Raw genomic sequence first — 14,806 nt, forward strand, 5'->3', positions numbered from 1 at the left:
GACATGGGTAATGCGGAAAATTTACTCAGTAAGATGAATAAACAGTACCAGAGCTTCAGCAAGGGGCAGAAAAAACTGGCCACATACATCAATGACAATTACGACAAGGCTGCTTTTCTGACTGCCGCCAGGCTGGGAGAGACCGTCGGAGTCAGTGAGTCTACGGTGGTGCGGTTTGCTATCCATCTGGGGTATAAAGGGTATCCGGAGTTCCAGAAGGCTTTAGAGGAGCTGGTGAGGAATAAGCTGAACTCCATACAGCGGATGGAAGTGACTTACGGCAGGGTTCCCCAGTCGGAGATTCTGGATACGGTGCTGCATTCGGATATTGATAAGATCAAGCTGACAATGGAGCATATAGATCACAGTGCCTTTGAACTGGCTGTGGAGACGATTCTCAAAGCGAAAAGTATTTATATTGTAGGGATACGAAGCTGTGCTCCACTGGCAAGCTTTCTGGGATTTTATTTTAATCTTTTGTTTGATCACGTACATCTGATGCATACGAACAGCTCCAGTGAGCTGTTTGAACAGATGATCCATATCAGCGGGGATGATGTTATCATCGGAATCAGTTTTCCGAGGTATTCCATGCGGACTTTGAAAGCCCTGGAATTCGCCAATAACAGGAGTGCCAAGGTGATCACCCTGACAGACAGTATCCATTCTCCGATGAATTTGTATTCCTCCTGTAACCTGATCGCCAGAAGTGATATGGCTTCTATTGTGGACTCGCTGGTGGCGCCGCTGAGTGTGATCAATGCACTGGTGGTTGCGCTCTGTATGAGAAAGCAGAAGGAAGTGGTGGCAACTTTGGAGGATCTGGAGAAGATTTGGGACGAATATCAGGTTTATAATAATGACGAGATCAATATGGCTGACGGACAGGACATAGAACTGAAAAATCCGGGCGGCATGGAGGATTAGATTACGCGAATAAAGGAGCCCGCAATGGCAAAAATAATCATTATCGGCGGCGGAGCTGCCGGCATGTTCGCATCTGTGTTTCTGGCTGAGAAAGGTCATCAGGTGCATGTGTTTGAAAAAAATGAAAAATTAGGCAAAAAGCTTTTTATTACCGGAAAAGGACGCTGTAATGTCACAAATGACTGTGACCCGGAGACGTTCTTTGAATCCGTGGTATCCAATCCGAAATTTTTGTACAGCGCCTACTATGGGTACACCAGCCAGGATGTGACTGCATTTTTTTCTTCCCTGGGTGTTAAGCTGAAGACGGAAAGGGGAAACAGGGTATTTCCCCTATCGGACCACTCCTCGGATATTATCCGGGCACTGGAGGCCAGGATGCGCGAGGCGGGTGTGAAAGTACATCTGCATGCTGAGGCGGCAGGACTTCTCCTCAAGGACGGCTGCGCTGTGGGAATCAGGCTTTCGGACGGAGCAGAGATTTTGGGAGATAAGGTGATCGTGGCATGCGGAGGATATTCTTATCAGGCCACCGGCTCCACCGGGGACGGCTACCGCTTTGCAGAAGAGGCAGGGCATACGGTTACGGAACTGTTTCCCGCTCTGGTACCTCTGGAGGTCAGGGAGGCTTATGCAGGCCGGATGCAGGGGCTGGCGCTTAAAAATGTCCGTTTTACGGTGAAGGACGAGAAAAAGGTGCTCTATGATGAGTTCGGGGAACTTCTTTTTACACATTTCGGCATCTCCGGACCTTTGGTGCTGACAGCCAGCTCAAAGATCGCGAAAAGGCTGAAAAAGAAAGAGCTGCAGGGATATATTGACGTAAAGGCGGCACTGTCCGAGGAACAGCTCGATGCCAGGATCCTGCGAGATTTTGAAGAGAACAGGAACCGGCAGTTTAAAAACTCCATAGGAGGTCTGTTTCCGGCTAAAATGGAACCTGTTATGCTGGAGCTTTCCGGGATACCTCCGGAAAAGAAAGTCAATGAGATCACCAGGGAGGAGAGGCGGCATTTTGTCTCTCTGATCAAGGCGCTGCCGCTGACCATAACAGGGCTGCGGGATTTTAAGGAAGCGATCATCACCCAGGGCGGTGTGAAGACCGGGGAGATTTCCCCGGGAAGCATGGAGTCAAAAAAAGTTAAGGGTCTTTATTTTATCGGAGAGGTTCTGGACCTGGATGCGGTGACAGGCGGATTCAATCTGCAGATTGCCTGGTCCACGGCATTCGCGGCGGCTTCCTCCATAAATGAGAGTATATAAACAAAGGAGATTTAAAATAAGATGGCATTTAACATTGCGATTGATGGTCCGGCAGGTGCCGGTAAAAGCACCATAGCCAGGGCGCTTGCAAAAAGGCTTTCCTACATCTATGTGGATACAGGGGCCATGTACCGCGCTATGGCGCTTTACTTGCTGAGAGAGGGCATATCCGCAGAGGACAGCGGCAGGATAGAAGAGGCCTGTGAACGTGTGGATATCTCTATTATATATGAGGACAATGTTCAGAAGGTGCTTTTGAACGGAGAGGACGTAAGCAGCCTGATACGCAGCGAGGAGGTTGGGGATATGGCCTCCAGAAGCGCGCAGAACGGCAGAGTCCGGGAGAAGCTGGTAGAGCTGCAGAGACAGCTGGCGGCTAAGACAAATGTGGTGATGGACGGCAGAGACATCGGCACCTGTGTACTGCCCGGGGCAGATGTGAAAATATATCTGACGGCCAGTGTCCACACAAGGGCGGTAAGGCGTTATAAAGAATATCTGGAAAAGGGTATGGAAGCGGATCTGGCTCAGATTGAAGAAGATATCGAGAAGCGGGATCATCAGGATATGAACCGGGAGATCTCGCCGCTTAAGAAGGCAGAGGACGCGGTCCTTCTGGATTCTTCTGATATGACAATTGAGGAAGTTTTGGATGCCATGACCGCTGTCTGTGAAAAGAAAAAGAGCTGAAGGAGCTGGGAATGGAAGTAAAAACAGCGAAAAGCGCCGGCTTCTGTTTTGGTGTGAAGCGGGCAGTGGAAAAAGCATATGAGGTTGCCGGGGAGAAAAAATCCGGTGTGTATACCTATGGGTCTATCATTCACAATGAAGAAGTGGTGGGAGATCTGGAAAAGAGAGGCGTCTCGGTTCTGAACAGTGAAGAGGAGCTTAAGGCCCTCTCCGAAGGAACTGTTATCATCCGATCCCATGGAGTGCCGAGAAGGATTTACGAGGTACTCAGGGAAAAAGGACTGGACTATGTGGATGTGACCTGTCCCTTTGTGCTGAAGATCCACAGGATCGTGGAGCGGGAAAGCCGTGCAGGACGTCATATTGTCATCATCGGAAATAAAGACCACCCTGAGGTGGAAGCGACGCGGGGCTGGTGTGAAGGTCCTTCCACGGTCATTGAAACAAGGGAAGAGGCCGAAAAATTCCTTCTGGAAAGCCATGAAAAGGTATGTATTGTATCGCAGACGACATTTAATTACAAGAATTTTCAAGAACTAGTTGAAATTTTAGCCAAAAAGAGGTATGATAGACTTGTTTTAAATACGATTTGCAATGCAACCAATGAGCGACAGGCAGAAGCGGCAGAGATTGCAAAGACAGTAGACGCCATGATTGTCATAGGAGGCAAACATAGTTCGAACACCCAAAAGCTGTTCGAGATATGTAAAGGCGTATGTAAAAACACATACTATATACAGACACTTGCTGACTTGGATTCTGATAGTTTTCGATCCATTCAATGTGTAGGTATTACAGCAGGGGCTTCAACCCCAAATAAAATAATTGAGGAGGTTTCAAAACATGTCAGAATTAAGTTTTGAACAGATGTTAGACGAATCATTTAAGACAATCAGAAATGGGGAGGTAGTCGAAGGTACTGTCATCGGTGTTAAAGAAGATGAGATTATCCTGAACATTGGCTATAAAGCAGATGGTATCATCACAAGAAACGAATATTCCAACGATTCTAATCTTGACCTGACTACAGTAGTTTCCGTAGGAGACACCATGGAGGCAAAGGTTCTGAAAGTCAACGACGGCGAAGGACAGGTTCTCTTGACATACAAGAGACTGGCAGCTGAGAAAGGCAATAAGAGACTGGAGGAAGCTTTTGAAAATAAAGAAGTCCTGACAGCAAAAGTAACACAGGTTCTGGACGGCGGTTTAAGTGTTGTCTTAGATGAGGCAAGAGTGTTCATTCCGGCAAGTCTGGTATCCGATTCTTATGAAAAAGACCTGACAAAATATCAGGATCAGGAAATTGACTTTGTGATCACAGAGTTCAACCCGAGAAGACGCCGTATCATCGGTGACCGCAAACAGCTTCTGATGGCTAAAAAAGCTGAGATGCAGAAAGAGCTGTTCGAGAGAATCCATCCGGGTGATGTGGTTGAGGGAACAATCAAAAACGTAACAGATTTCGGTGCTTTCATTGATTTAGGCGGAGCTGACGGCCTGCTTCACATCTCTGAGATGTCCTGGGGCAGAGTGGAGAACCCGAAAAAGGTATTCAAAGCCGGTGAGCCGATCAAAGTGCTGATCAAAGATATCAACGGTGATAAGATCGCCCTGAGCCTGAAATTCGAGGATCAGAACCCATGGCTGGATGCAGCAGAAAAATACGCTGCAGGCAACATCGTGGAAGGCAGAATCGCACGTATGACAGATTTCGGTGCATTCATTGAGCTGGAGCCCGGTGTAGATGCTTTACTGCATGTATCCCAGATTTCCAGAGCACACGTGGACAAACCGTCTGATGTATTATCCGTAGGACAGATCGTTACAGCAAAAGTTGTAGACTTCAACGGAGAAGAGAAAAAGATCAGCCTGAGTATGAAAGCTCTGGAGCCGGCTTCTGAAGACAGAGAAGAAGCTGCTTACGACACAGAGGAATAAGAAACAGAAATAAAAAAGGCGGGAGTGCTGTGCGCATTCTCTGCCCTGTAACATAAAAGGCCGGCAGCGAAGCACATTCGCTGCCGGCCTTATTTCCCTTTTTATCAGACACGTATCTGGCTTTTCAGATATTCAGACAGAAAAGAAATCTGCATTTCCGGATTTCTGAGAAAGCTGTCTGTCCACTGGATATAGCAGTCGCCAGATTCATAGGAGGATTTTAAAAGAGGGATTTGGGGAGCGCCGAAAGCCCGGAGAAAATAACCGCTCACCCTTTTGCAGCAGTTGGAGGCTTTGGCTTTTTCCCGGCAGGCCGGGTCCACGTATACGCCCACACTTTTGTGGACTGCTTCATCTTCCAGTGGAAGATAGTAATAATTCTTATAGTCAGGATAATAATATTTTAAAGTGCCTTCCAAAAGAGGCATTTTCATTTTGCAGCAGTCCTTTTCCAGAGTAACATAAGCGCAGGGCAGTGAAAAAGAGAGGCGGGTGGGAAAGGAGAGGGGAAGCTGCACAGTAAAGAGGACTTCCTGAAGGAGGCTTCCGTCCATGTCCCTGTCTGTCACTGCCGTTATATCCCGCATCCGGAAGTTCCCCCTGAAAAGGGCCAGAAGGGCGCCGAAGGCTAAAAGGCAGCCCATGCCCTCCACGTCATCATGATTGTGAAGGAACAGGAGGTTTAAAAGTGTCTCCCCGCCTGTTTTGGCATAGGTGCGGTAGACCTTGATCAGTTCCTTTCCGTCCATTGCGTCCTGCCGTCTGTACCCTGCCAGCGGCTCTAAGGATTTCTGGCGGAAATTTTCGGTCTGCAGGATCGTGCGCAGGGGGCGGAGTGTCCGGTACAGATCCACAGACACAGCGTCTTTGAAGGGCGATGTAAGCCGGTAGCTTTGATATTTGTGCTGCAGGTAGGGAATATCAAAGGTGCTGCCGTTAAAGTGCAGGAAACAGCGTTTCCGGGCGCACAGAGACTGAAAGGCTTCCAGCACGGCGTATTCCTCCTTCTCATTCTCCTTTTGGGCGAGAAACTGTATCATTTCCCATTTCCCGTCTGTACAAAGAGCAGCACCGATCAGATACACCCGGCTGTTTCTATGGCTCAGACCGGTGGTCTCAATATCAAAAAATAAAATGTCATCTTCTTCAATATCTGCGGGAAGAAAGAGTTTAGCACTTTCTGGCAGAAATTGATAATTAAATATCTTGTTTGTTAGCATTTTAACAATAACCTTTCTGATTGTATCAAAAATAATACGAAAAATAGCCAAATCATTGTAGCAGTTTTTTGAAAATAATGTTATATTATATAAAGACGTAATAAATACCCAATGGGGCATCTCTGACTTATGTATAGCAAATATGCCCCTGAAGGGACATAAGAAGGAGGCGTCTATGGATTTTAAAGTTGCAGGAATCTCTCTGTATTATATCATAAACTGGTTTTTTATCTATAGTTTTTTAGGATGGGTGTGGGAATCCTGTTACGTTTCTGTAAAATCAAAAAAACCTGTGAACAGAGGCTTTATCAACGGTCCGTTCTGTACCATTTACGGGTTCGGCGCTGTCAGCGTCTATCTGATTCTGAAAGACTTTGATCAGAATCTTCTGGTGCTCTACATAGGAGGCGTGGTGGTTGCCACTGTGCTGGAATATATAACCGGATGGCTCATGGAGACGATCTTCCATACCAGATGGTGGGATTACAGCAAAAAAAAGTGCAACCTGCACGGGTATATCTGTCTCGGTTCTTCCCTTGCCTGGGGTGTCTTCACCGTTCTGCTCTTTGAGGTGTTCCATCCTTTTGTGGAATGGCTGACCAATCTTTACCCTGTTTCCATCGGAAAGATTGCCGTGAGCGTTGTGGCGGTTCTGTACAGTGCGGATTTTGTTACCTCCGCAGTGGCAGCATTCGGCATCAGCAAGAAATTAGCAAAACTGGAGGATATGATGGAGGAGCTGACCGCATACCTGCAGACTACAAAACTATATGAGACAAAAGAAGAAATCAGCGACAGACTGGAAGAAATCAGAGCTTTCAACCTGGCCGAGGCTGCGGAAAAAATCGGTACAAAGAAAGCGGAGTTCTCAAAACTGTTGGAGGAGCGCTTTTCTCTTTCTGAAAACTATCTGGAAAAGAAAGCGGAGCTTGAGAGACGTATGGATGAATTCTCAGAAAAATACTTATCTGCAAGGAAAAAATCCAACATTGTCGGAAAACGTATGATCCATGCTTATCCTGGACTGCGTGCAGAGTTCCGGCGCTATAAAGAAAGAAAAGCCAAAAAACATTAACTGGCTTCTTAATTATTCAATTAAAGGAGGGACTACACATGGCGTTTTTAACCTTTAAGGGCGGCGTACACCCTTATGATGGAAAAGAACTGTCAAAAGACAAGCCTATCACGGATTACCTGCCGAAACAAGAGCTGGTCTATCCGCTATCACAGCACATAGGCGCACCTGCAAAGGCCATTGTGGCAAAAGGTGACCATGTACTGGCCGGGCAGAAAATTGCTGAGACGGGAGGTTTTGTTTCCTCACCCATTCACGCATCCGTTTCCGGTACCGTAACTGCAGTTGGCAAAGTGCGGAACAATATGGGGAACATGGTGGATGCTGTTACTGTGGAGAATGACGGGAAATACGAGAGTATTGAAATGCAGAAAGTGGACTCTCTGGATGCACTTTCCAAAGAGGAGATCATCAAAAGGATTCAGGACGGCGGTGTTGTAGGTATGGGAGGAGCTGGTTTCCCTACCCATGTGAAGCTGTCTCCGAAGGAACCGGACAAAATTGAGTATGTTCTGGTAAACGGAGCGGAATGTGAGCCGTATCTGACCTCAGATTACCGCAGGATGATGGAACAGCCTGAACTGGTAGTGGGAGGGCTGAAATGCATGCTGAAGCTTTTTGACAATGCAAAGGGATGTATCTGCATTGAGGACAACAAACCGGATTGTGTCGCAAAGATGACAGAGATCGTAAAGGATGAGCCGCGCATAGAGGTAAAGACCCTCAAGACAAAATACCCTCAGGGCGCTGAGCGCTGTCTGATCAATGCCGTCACGGAGCGGGAGCTGAATTCATCCATGCTTCCTGCGGACGTGGGCTGCGTGGTGGACAATGTGGATACGGTCTGCGCCATCTGCAGGGCTGTCATGGAGGGACGCCCCGTAATAGAGAAGATCGTCACTGTGACAGGGGACGGTATTGCAAATCCCCAGAACTTCCGGGTAAAGACCGGCACCAGTTTCGCGGAACTGATCGAGGCAGCCGGGGGCTTTAAAGGCTCTGTGGAGAAAGTGATCTCCGGCGGCCCCATGATGGGCTTTGCCATGTTTGATTACCATGTGCCCATTGTGAAGACTTCATCTGCCATTCTGTGTCTGACAAAAGACGTGGTGGCAGCCAATGAGGAGTCGGCCTGTATCAACTGCGGGCGCTGCGTCAGCGGATGTCCCGCAAGGCTTGTTCCGTCCCGTCTGGCAACATATGCCGAGGAGGGACAGGAAGAACTTTTTGTGAAATTCAATGGTATGGAGTGTGTGGAGTGCGGATGCTGCAGTTTTGTCTGTCCGGCAAAGAGGCCTCTGACCCAGTCTGTCCGGTCCATGAGAAAAATGGTTCTTGCCAACAGGAAAAAGCCAAAGTAGGAGGAGAATAACATGAGTGACTTATTACATATTTCATCTTCGCCTCATGTGCGGTCGAAGGTGAGCACCAGCGGCATTATGGGCACGGTACTGCTCGCGCTGCTGCCGGCAGCTTTATTTGGTATCTATAATTTCGGGCCTCACGCGCTTCTGCTGATTCTCATATCCATGGCGACCTGCGTGGCTACAGAGGCCGTGTATGAACACTTCATGCACAAAAAACTGACGATCAAAGACTACAGCGCGGCTGTGACCGGCCTTCTTCTGGCCCTGAACCTGCCGCCGTCCGCACCCTGGTGGATTCCGGTCATCGGCGGTGTGTTTGCTGTCTTAGTGGTAAAACAGCTCTTCGGCGGACTGGGACAGAACTTTATGAACCCGGCTCTGGCGGCAAGATGCTTCCTTTTGATCTCTTTTACAGGCAGGATGACAAACTTTGCCGTACCTGAAAGTGCCTGGGGAAATGTGGTGGATACCGTGTCAGGTGCTACCCCTCTGGCAGCTTTAAAGGCAGGGGAGAGTGTTGATATCATGAGCCTGTTTCTGGGCAATGTACAGGGAACCATTGGTGAGACTTCTGCCCTGGCTATTTTGGTCGGCGCGGCCATTCTGCTGGGAACAAAAGTGATTGACTGCAGGATCCCGCTCACCTATATCGGTACCTTTGCCGTATTTGTGCTGCTGTTCGGCGGACACGGCTTTGATATTAACTATCTTGCAGCCCATCTCTTCGGCGGCGGTCTGATGCTGGGTGCCTGGTTCATGGCAACGGATTACGTGACCACACCGATCACGAAAAAGGGACAGTTGGTGTACGGTGTCTGTCTCGGCGTATTTACCGGACTTTTCCGTATTTTCGGCGGTTCAGCGGAAGGTGTTTCCTACGCCATCATTTTCTGCAACCTTCTGGTGCCTCTCATTGAGCGTGTCACCATGCCGGTTGCATTCGGAAAAGGAGGTAAGAAAGCATGAAAAAGAACACGATTTTAAAAGATACGCTGATTCTTACCGTCATAACCCTGATTTCCGGCCTGCTTTTGGGTCTGGTCTATCAGATCACAATAGATCCGATCGCTGAGCAGAAGGAGAAGGAAAAACAGGAGGCTTATATGGCTGTTTTTGCGGACGCAGACTCCTTTGAGCTGTGTGTTCCGGCGGAAGATGCGGATCTGGCAGCTTATCTGTCAGAGAACGGCTACACAGCCCAGACAGTCAACGAAGTGATGAAAGCTCTGGACGCACAGGGCGAAGTGCTGGGATATGCCATCAATATGACCACATCCGAAGGATACGGCGGAGATATTACCTTTTCCATGGGAATCCAGAATGACGGCACCATGAACGGGATTGAAATCCTGGAGATCGGCGAGACTGCCGGCCTTGGCATGAATGCTCAGAAAGATGATTTCAAGAATCAGTTTAAAGATAAAAAAGTCGATAAATTTGAAGTGACCAAAACCGGATCGCAGTCAGACAGCCAGATTGATGCCTTAAGCGGCGCAACCATCACATCCAAGGCTATGACAGGCGGCGTCAATGCCGGTCTGTGTGCATTCCAGTATGTAGTAGAGGAGGCTAAATAGGATGAGAGAAAATTCACCTGCGGAGCGTTTATATAACGGTATCATCAAAGAAAATCCTACCTTTGTCCTGGTACTGGGTATGTGTCCGACTCTGGCAGTTACAACGGCAGCCATCAATGGTATCGGCATGGGCCTTACCACTACCGTGGTGCTCATGATGTCCAATCTGTTCATTTCCCTTCTTCGGAATATCATTCCGGATAAGGTGCGTATGCCCGCTTACATTGTGATCGTGGCATCCTTTGTTACTGTGGTACAGCTTTTGCTGGAAGGATTCATCCCTTCCCTCTATGATTCCCTGGGAATCTATATTCCCCTTATCGTAGTAAACTGTATCATTCTGGGAAGAGCGGAATCTTTCGCTTCCAAGAATACTCCTGTGGCTTCCATCTTCGACGGTATCGGCATGGGTCTTGGCTTTACCCTTTCCATTACCATCCTGGCAGCTTTCCGTGAACTGATCGGTGCGGGAACCGTGTTCGGATTCCAGGTTATGCCGGGCGCTTATGAGCCGGCAACGATTTTCATCCTGGCACCGGGAGCCTTTTTCGTACTGGCATTTCTGGCAGCCCTGCGCGCCAGAATACAGGATAAGAAGCCAAAAGAAGAACAGCATCCTGTACACTGTATGGAAGGCGGCTGTGCAACCTGCGGCAACAAATCCTGCAGCGGCAAATTTTACGACAACACGGAGAAGAAATAGGAGGATAGGAGCATGAAAGAATTATTGATTATTGCGGTCGGCGCTGCAGTAGTAAACAACGTTGTGCTGAGCCAATTCCTGGGATTGTGTCCGTTCTTCGGCGTTTCCAAGAAAATTGAGACCGCAGCGGGTATGGGCGGAGCAGTTGTCTTTGTTATCACGCTGTCCTCCCTGGTCACCAGTCTGATTTATAAGTATCTGCTGGCAAATCCACATGTGAATATGCAGTTCCTGCAGACCATTGTCTTTATTCTGGTCATTGCAGCCCTGGTACAGTTCGTGGAGATGTTCCTGAAAAAGTCCATGCAGGCCCTTTATCAGAGTCTGGGTGTGTATCTGCCTTTGATCACCACCAACTGCGCGGTTCTCGGCGTAGCGGTCATCAATGTGCAGAAGGAGTACAATGTGCTTCAGAGTACCGTAAATGGTTTTGCCACAGCCGTTGGCTTCACCATCTCCATTGTACTTATGGCGGGTCTGCGTGAGAAGATGGAATACAATGATATTCCGAAATATTTCCAGGGATTTCCCATGGTACTGTTGACAGCCGGTCTGATGGCCATTGCTTTCTTTGGCTTCTCCGGCATAATCTAAGGAGGCGCGAGATATGGTTACAGGAATTGTAATTGCGGCGGTTTTGGTAGGCGGCGTAGGCCTCTTTATCGGAGTGTTCCTGGGAGTAGCAGGAAAGAAATTTGCCGTAGAAGTAGATGAAAAAGAAATATTAGTCAGGGAAGAGCTTCCGGGCAACAACTGCGGCGGCTGCGGATATCCGGGCTGCGACGGCCTTGCGGCAGCGATCGCAAAAGGCGAGGCGCCTGTGAATGCCTGTCCCGTAGGCGGTGCGCCTGTGGCAGCCAAGATCGGTGCAGTCATGGGAGAAGAAGTGGGAGAGACAGTGCGCATGACTGCATTCGTAAAATGTGCCGGTGACTGTGAAAAGACAACGGAATTATACGAATATACAGGAGTTTCGGATTGTAAGATGATCTCCCAGATGCAGAACGGCGGAGCAAAATCCTGCAGCTTTGGCTGTCTGGGCTCTGGTAGCTGTGTCAAGGTTTGTCCTTTTGACGCGATACATATAGTAAACGGCATTGCTCTTGTGGACAAGGAAAAATGTAAAGCCTGCGGAAAATGCGTGGCAGCCTGTCCAAGACATCTGATCGAGCTGATCCCTTATGAGCAGAAGCACGCGGTTGCCTGCAGCTCAAAAGAAAAAGGAAAAGCAGTCATGAATGCCTGCAAGGTGGGCTGTATCGCCTGCAAAAAATGTGAGCGAGAATGTCCGGCACAGGCCATCACCATTGAGGACAATCTGGCGCACATTGATTCTGAAAAATGCACCAACTGCGGCAAGTGTCAGGAAACCTGCCCAAGAAAGATTATCTGCTGATGAATAAGAAACAAATATTTATTTTCATATGTCTGACTGCAGTCTGCCTTTTGGTGGGCGGCTGCGGTCAGAAAAAAAAGGACATGGTGTCAAAAAAGGGATTCTTTTTTGACACCATGATTTCTGTTTCCATCCTTTGTGAGGAGCAGGAGCAGCATGTGCTGGATGAGGCATTTGCCAAATGTGCTGAATATGAGGATATATTCAGCCGGACAAAAGAAAACAGTGAGCTTTACCGTCTGAATCACAGAACAGAGAGCGAGGCAGTGGTGTCCGAGGATTTATATGCGCTGCTCTCCTGTGCGAAGGAGTATTATGAGGTGACAGGCGGAAGATTTGATATCTCAGTGGCGCCGCTGTCGGATCTGTGGGATTTTAAAAATGAAGATCCAAAGGTTCCCGCTGAGGAGGAGATAAAAAAGACACTTGAAAAAGTGGGGTATTCCCGGGTGCATCTGGAAGCAGGGGATAAAGTGAAATTTGATGATCCGAATACCATGCTGGATTTGGGCGCGCTGGCCAAGGGGTATATTGCGGACAGGCTGAAGGAGTATCTGGTATCAGAGGGAATCGAGAGCGGGTATATCAATCTGGGGGGGAATGTGCTGACCATCGGGGAAAAAGAGGATGGGAGTCCCTGGGAGATTGGGATACAGAAGCCGTTTGCCGAGAGGAATGAGATTGTGGCTTATGTGGATGCGGCGGGGAGTTCCGTGGTGTCGTCAGGGATTTATGAGAGGTACTTTGAAGCTGACGGAGAGTTGTATTACCATGTGCTGGACCCGGAAACAGGATATCCGGTGGAGACGGATCTGGCGCAGGTGACGATTTTGTCAAAGAGTTCGCTTGAGGGGGATGCGCTTAGTACCAGTTGTCTGATACTTGGGTATGAGAAAGGGAGGAAATTGATTGAGAATACGGCGGGGGTTGAGGCTGTGTTTGTGAGGAAAGATGGGAAGGTGGAGGCTACGGATGGGGTGGAGCTTAAAGGGGATGGAAAAGACTGACACCCCGCCCTCCCCGTCTTATCCCGTCCACATTGCCACCAAAATCCCCCTCTTGCGAACGTATATTTGCATTTTGGTTCTTCTTATGTTAGAATGTTAAAATGAAAATGAAAAAAAGAGATATAGGACTGATTGGCATTGTATTGCTGATCGCTTTTTTATGCTGGTTTATTCCCTATGTACGGGGGCAGTTTACATATGAAAAGGCACAGCTTCGTATTACCGTGGACGGGGAAGAGTATGGGGTGTATTCGCTGGAGGAAGACCGGGTCATCCGTATAGGGGATACGAATGTGTGTGAGATAAAGGATGGGTATGTGACGATGACGGAGGCGGACTGTCCGGATCATCTCTGTATGAAGCAGAAGAGGATTTCAAAGACCGGCGGTACGATTGTCTGTCTGCCTAACCGGGTAGTGCTGGAGATTGTAAGCAGGGAGTCCTCGGAGGGGCCGGATGTGGTGGCGTCATAGAGAGAGGAAAAGATTCAAGGGCAGCGGTGTAAGACTGTTGAGGATGCAGGGAGATAAGGATATGAAGAAGACAGCGTATATGGGGCTGTTTGCAGCGGTTGCCATTATATTCGGGTATGTGGAGACCCTGCTGCCGGTTTTTGCGGGCATTCCCGGGATTAAGCTGGGGCTGGCAAATCTGGTCACTGTGATTCTGCTGTACCTTTTCGGATGGAGAGAGGCGGCAGTTGTCTCTTTTATCAGAATACTGGTGATTGGGTTTATGTTTGGAAATCTGTTTTCCATATTGTTCAGTCTGGCAGGGGCGGGGCTGAGCCTGCTGGTCATGGTGCTCTTGAAAAAGAACGGCGGTTTTTCCGTGGCAGGTGTGAGTATTGCCGGCGGTGTGACACACAATATCGGACAGATTCTGATCGCAGTCTGCGTGGTGGAGAATGTGAATCTTTTTTACTATCTTCCTGTACTTCTCATAGCAGGGCTTCTGACCGGACTGCTGATTGGTATTCTGTCCGGTGAGATTATGAAACGAATACCTGGAAAGGACTTGACATGATTGCATACTTAAAAGGCGAAGTGGTTGAAATAGAAGAGGAAAAACTGATTCTGGAGTGCGGAAATATAGGATATAATGTCTCCATGCCCGCCTCTGCCCTGGACGGCACCCTGCGTCCGGGACAGGAAGTGAAAATACATACACATCTCCATGTGCGGGAGGATGCCATGCAGTTGTATGGCTTTCTCACGCGGGATGATCTGAAAATGTTCCGGATGCTTCTTGGTGTCAGCGGGATCGGGCCGAAGGCGGCTCTTGGGATTCTCTCCGGGCTGTCCGCAGATGAGCTGCGTTTTGCAGTGCTTTCGGATGATGTGAAGACGATTTCCAGAGCGCCCGGTGTGGGGAAGAAGACAGCGCAGAAGATGATCCTGGAGCTGAAGGACAAGCTGGACTTACAAGAGGCGTTTGATACGAAGACCATGCATGTGCAGGAAGCCTCCCAGACGGAGACCGGGGACCTTGTGGATGCCAAAAAGGAAGCTGTGCAGGCCCTCACCGCGCTTGGGTATTCCGGCAGCGAGGCTTTGCGGGCTGTGAAGCAGGTGGATGTGACTTCCCACATGAACGTGGAGGAGATACTGAAACTGGCATTGAAAAAAATGAATTTTTAGCGG

17 protein-coding genes are annotated in these 14,806 nt (G+C 48.7%); 16 read left to right on the forward strand and 1 reads right to left on the reverse strand.

Features of this window, described 5'->3' with window-relative positions; all coding sequences use genetic code 11:
• The first annotated feature begins 3 nt into the window (after window positions 1-3).
• Genes V8Q34_RS16530 through rpsA form a run of 5 tightly spaced genes read left to right on the forward strand, consistent with a single transcriptional unit; the run spans window position 4 to window position 4,818 of the window.
• Window positions 4-927, forward strand: coding sequence for a MurR/RpiR family transcriptional regulator (locus tag V8Q34_RS16530; protein WP_033141759.1), 924 nt, complete (start codon window positions 4-6; stop codon window positions 925-927).
• 24 nt (window positions 928-951) lie between these two features.
• The gene (locus V8Q34_RS16535; RefSeq protein WP_335835927.1) at window positions 952-2,190 is read left to right on the forward strand and encodes an NAD(P)/FAD-dependent oxidoreductase; all 1,239 of its coding nucleotides are present in this window, start codon (window positions 952-954) and stop codon (window positions 2,188-2,190) included.
• A gap of 21 nt (window positions 2,191-2,211) precedes the next feature.
• Window positions 2,212-2,880, forward strand: coding sequence for a (d)CMP kinase (gene cmk, locus V8Q34_RS16540; protein WP_335835928.1), 669 nt, complete (start codon window positions 2,212-2,214; stop codon window positions 2,878-2,880).
• A gap of 11 nt (window positions 2,881-2,891) precedes the next feature.
• Entirely contained in the window at window positions 2,892-3,743 is an 852-nt protein-coding gene (gene ispH, locus V8Q34_RS16545) for a 4-hydroxy-3-methylbut-2-enyl diphosphate reductase (RefSeq protein ID WP_335835929.1), read from the forward strand.
• Window positions 3,724-4,818 (forward strand): 30S ribosomal protein S1, encoded by a 1,095-nt coding sequence (gene rpsA / locus V8Q34_RS16550; protein ID WP_033141755.1) that lies wholly within the window; start codon window positions 3,724-3,726, stop codon window positions 4,816-4,818. The genes ispH and rpsA overlap by 20 nt, the downstream gene beginning before the upstream one ends.
• A gap of 104 nt (window positions 4,819-4,922) precedes the next feature.
• On the opposite strand, the gene V8Q34_RS16555 is transcribed toward rpsA, so the two are convergent.
• Window positions 4,923-6,038 (reverse strand): ribonuclease H-like domain-containing protein, encoded by a 1,116-nt coding sequence (locus tag V8Q34_RS16555; protein WP_335835930.1) that lies wholly within the window; start codon window positions 6,036-6,038, stop codon window positions 4,923-4,925.
• Between the two features lie 175 nt (window positions 6,039-6,213).
• Between V8Q34_RS16555 and V8Q34_RS16560 the strand changes: the two genes are divergently transcribed.
• The 11 genes from V8Q34_RS16560 to ruvA all read left to right on the forward strand — a co-directional run bounded on the left by V8Q34_RS16560 (window position 6,214) and on the right by ruvA (window position 14,803).
• Window positions 6,214-7,113, forward strand: a complete 900-nt coding sequence (locus V8Q34_RS16560; protein WP_033141754.1) for a putative ABC transporter permease — start codon at window positions 6,214-6,216, stop codon at window positions 7,111-7,113.
• Between the two features lie 38 nt (window positions 7,114-7,151).
• Window positions 7,152-8,474 carry an electron transport complex subunit RsxC gene (gene rsxC, locus V8Q34_RS16565; protein WP_033141753.1) on the forward strand — a complete coding sequence of 441 codons (1,323 nt, stop codon included), beginning with the start codon at window positions 7,152-7,154 and terminating at the stop codon, window positions 8,472-8,474.
• Window positions 8,475-8,486: 12 nt separating this feature from the next.
• On the forward strand, window positions 8,487-9,446 hold the full coding sequence (locus V8Q34_RS16570; RefSeq protein WP_033141752.1) for an RnfABCDGE type electron transport complex subunit D: 960 nt from the start codon (window positions 8,487-8,489) through the stop codon (window positions 9,444-9,446).
• Window positions 9,443-10,057, forward strand: a complete 615-nt coding sequence (locus V8Q34_RS16575) for an RnfABCDGE type electron transport complex subunit G (protein WP_033141751.1) — start codon at window positions 9,443-9,445, stop codon at window positions 10,055-10,057. The genes V8Q34_RS16570 and V8Q34_RS16575 overlap by 4 nt, the downstream gene beginning before the upstream one ends.
• 1 nt (window position 10,058) lies before the next feature.
• Window positions 10,059-10,760: an electron transport complex subunit RsxE gene (rsxE, locus tag V8Q34_RS16580; RefSeq protein WP_033141750.1), complete on the forward strand. Its 702-nt coding sequence runs from the start codon at window positions 10,059-10,061 to the stop codon at window positions 10,758-10,760.
• A gap of 12 nt (window positions 10,761-10,772) precedes the next feature.
• A complete protein-coding gene (locus tag V8Q34_RS16585; protein WP_033141749.1) occupies window positions 10,773-11,354 on the forward strand; it encodes an electron transport complex protein RnfA in 582 nt (193 codons plus the stop codon).
• Between the two features lie 13 nt (window positions 11,355-11,367).
• Window positions 11,368-12,156, forward strand: coding sequence for an RnfABCDGE type electron transport complex subunit B (locus V8Q34_RS16590; protein ID WP_033141748.1), 789 nt, complete (start codon window positions 11,368-11,370; stop codon window positions 12,154-12,156).
• Entirely contained in the window at window positions 12,156-13,163 is a 1,008-nt protein-coding gene (locus V8Q34_RS16595) for an FAD:protein FMN transferase (protein WP_335835931.1), read from the forward strand. The genes V8Q34_RS16590 and V8Q34_RS16595 overlap by 1 nt, the downstream gene beginning before the upstream one ends.
• A gap of 101 nt (window positions 13,164-13,264) precedes the next feature.
• Entirely contained in the window at window positions 13,265-13,636 is a 372-nt protein-coding gene (locus V8Q34_RS16600; RefSeq protein ID WP_335835932.1) for a NusG domain II-containing protein, read from the forward strand.
• Between the two features lie 61 nt (window positions 13,637-13,697).
• Window positions 13,698-14,189 (forward strand): Gx transporter family protein, encoded by a 492-nt coding sequence (locus tag V8Q34_RS16605; RefSeq protein WP_033141838.1) that lies wholly within the window; start codon window positions 13,698-13,700, stop codon window positions 14,187-14,189.
• Complete coding sequence (gene ruvA / locus V8Q34_RS16610) at window positions 14,186-14,803, forward strand: Holliday junction branch migration protein RuvA (protein WP_033141746.1); 618 nt, start codon at window positions 14,186-14,188, stop codon at window positions 14,801-14,803. The genes V8Q34_RS16605 and ruvA overlap by 4 nt, the downstream gene beginning before the upstream one ends.
• Window positions 14,804-14,806 lie beyond the last annotated feature (3 nt).

Origin of the sequence: Blautia sp. JLR.GB0024 (assembly GCF_037000545.1) — a bacterium.
In the GTDB taxonomy this organism is placed as follows: domain Bacteria; phylum Bacillota; class Clostridia; order Lachnospirales; family Lachnospiraceae; genus Blautia; species Blautia celeris.

Bases quoted from the DNA above. Each gene is read 5' to 3' on its own strand.
- V8Q34_RS16530 (WP_033141759.1), top strand. From the start codon at position 4: ATGGGTAATGCGGAAAATTTACTCAGTAAGATGAATAAACAGTACCAG.
- V8Q34_RS16535 (WP_335835927.1), top strand. From the start codon at position 952: ATGGCAAAAATAATCATTATCGGCGGCGGAGCTGCCGGCATGTTCGCA.
- cmk (WP_335835928.1), top strand. From the start codon at position 2,212: ATGGCATTTAACATTGCGATTGATGGTCCGGCAGGTGCCGGTAAAAGC.
- ispH (WP_335835929.1), top strand. From the start codon at position 2,892: ATGGAAGTAAAAACAGCGAAAAGCGCCGGCTTCTGTTTTGGTGTGAAG.
- rpsA (WP_033141755.1), top strand. From the start codon at position 3,724: ATGTCAGAATTAAGTTTTGAACAGATGTTAGACGAATCATTTAAGACA.
- V8Q34_RS16555 (WP_335835930.1), bottom strand. From the start codon at position 6,038: ATGCTAACAAACAAGATATTTAATTATCAATTTCTGCCAGAAAGTGCT.
- V8Q34_RS16560 (WP_033141754.1), top strand. From the start codon at position 6,214: ATGGATTTTAAAGTTGCAGGAATCTCTCTGTATTATATCATAAACTGG.
- rsxC (WP_033141753.1), top strand. From the start codon at position 7,152: ATGGCGTTTTTAACCTTTAAGGGCGGCGTACACCCTTATGATGGAAAA.
- V8Q34_RS16570 (WP_033141752.1), top strand. From the start codon at position 8,487: ATGAGTGACTTATTACATATTTCATCTTCGCCTCATGTGCGGTCGAAG.
- V8Q34_RS16575 (WP_033141751.1), top strand. From the start codon at position 9,443: ATGAAAAAGAACACGATTTTAAAAGATACGCTGATTCTTACCGTCATA.
- rsxE (WP_033141750.1), top strand. From the start codon at position 10,059: ATGAGAGAAAATTCACCTGCGGAGCGTTTATATAACGGTATCATCAAA.
- V8Q34_RS16585 (WP_033141749.1), top strand. From the start codon at position 10,773: ATGAAAGAATTATTGATTATTGCGGTCGGCGCTGCAGTAGTAAACAAC.
- V8Q34_RS16590 (WP_033141748.1), top strand. From the start codon at position 11,368: ATGGTTACAGGAATTGTAATTGCGGCGGTTTTGGTAGGCGGCGTAGGC.
- V8Q34_RS16595 (WP_335835931.1), top strand. From the start codon at position 12,156: ATGAATAAGAAACAAATATTTATTTTCATATGTCTGACTGCAGTCTGC.
- V8Q34_RS16600 (WP_335835932.1), top strand. From the start codon at position 13,265: ATGAAAATGAAAAAAAGAGATATAGGACTGATTGGCATTGTATTGCTG.
- V8Q34_RS16605 (WP_033141838.1), top strand. From the start codon at position 13,698: ATGAAGAAGACAGCGTATATGGGGCTGTTTGCAGCGGTTGCCATTATA.
- ruvA (WP_033141746.1), top strand. From the start codon at position 14,186: ATGATTGCATACTTAAAAGGCGAAGTGGTTGAAATAGAAGAGGAAAAA.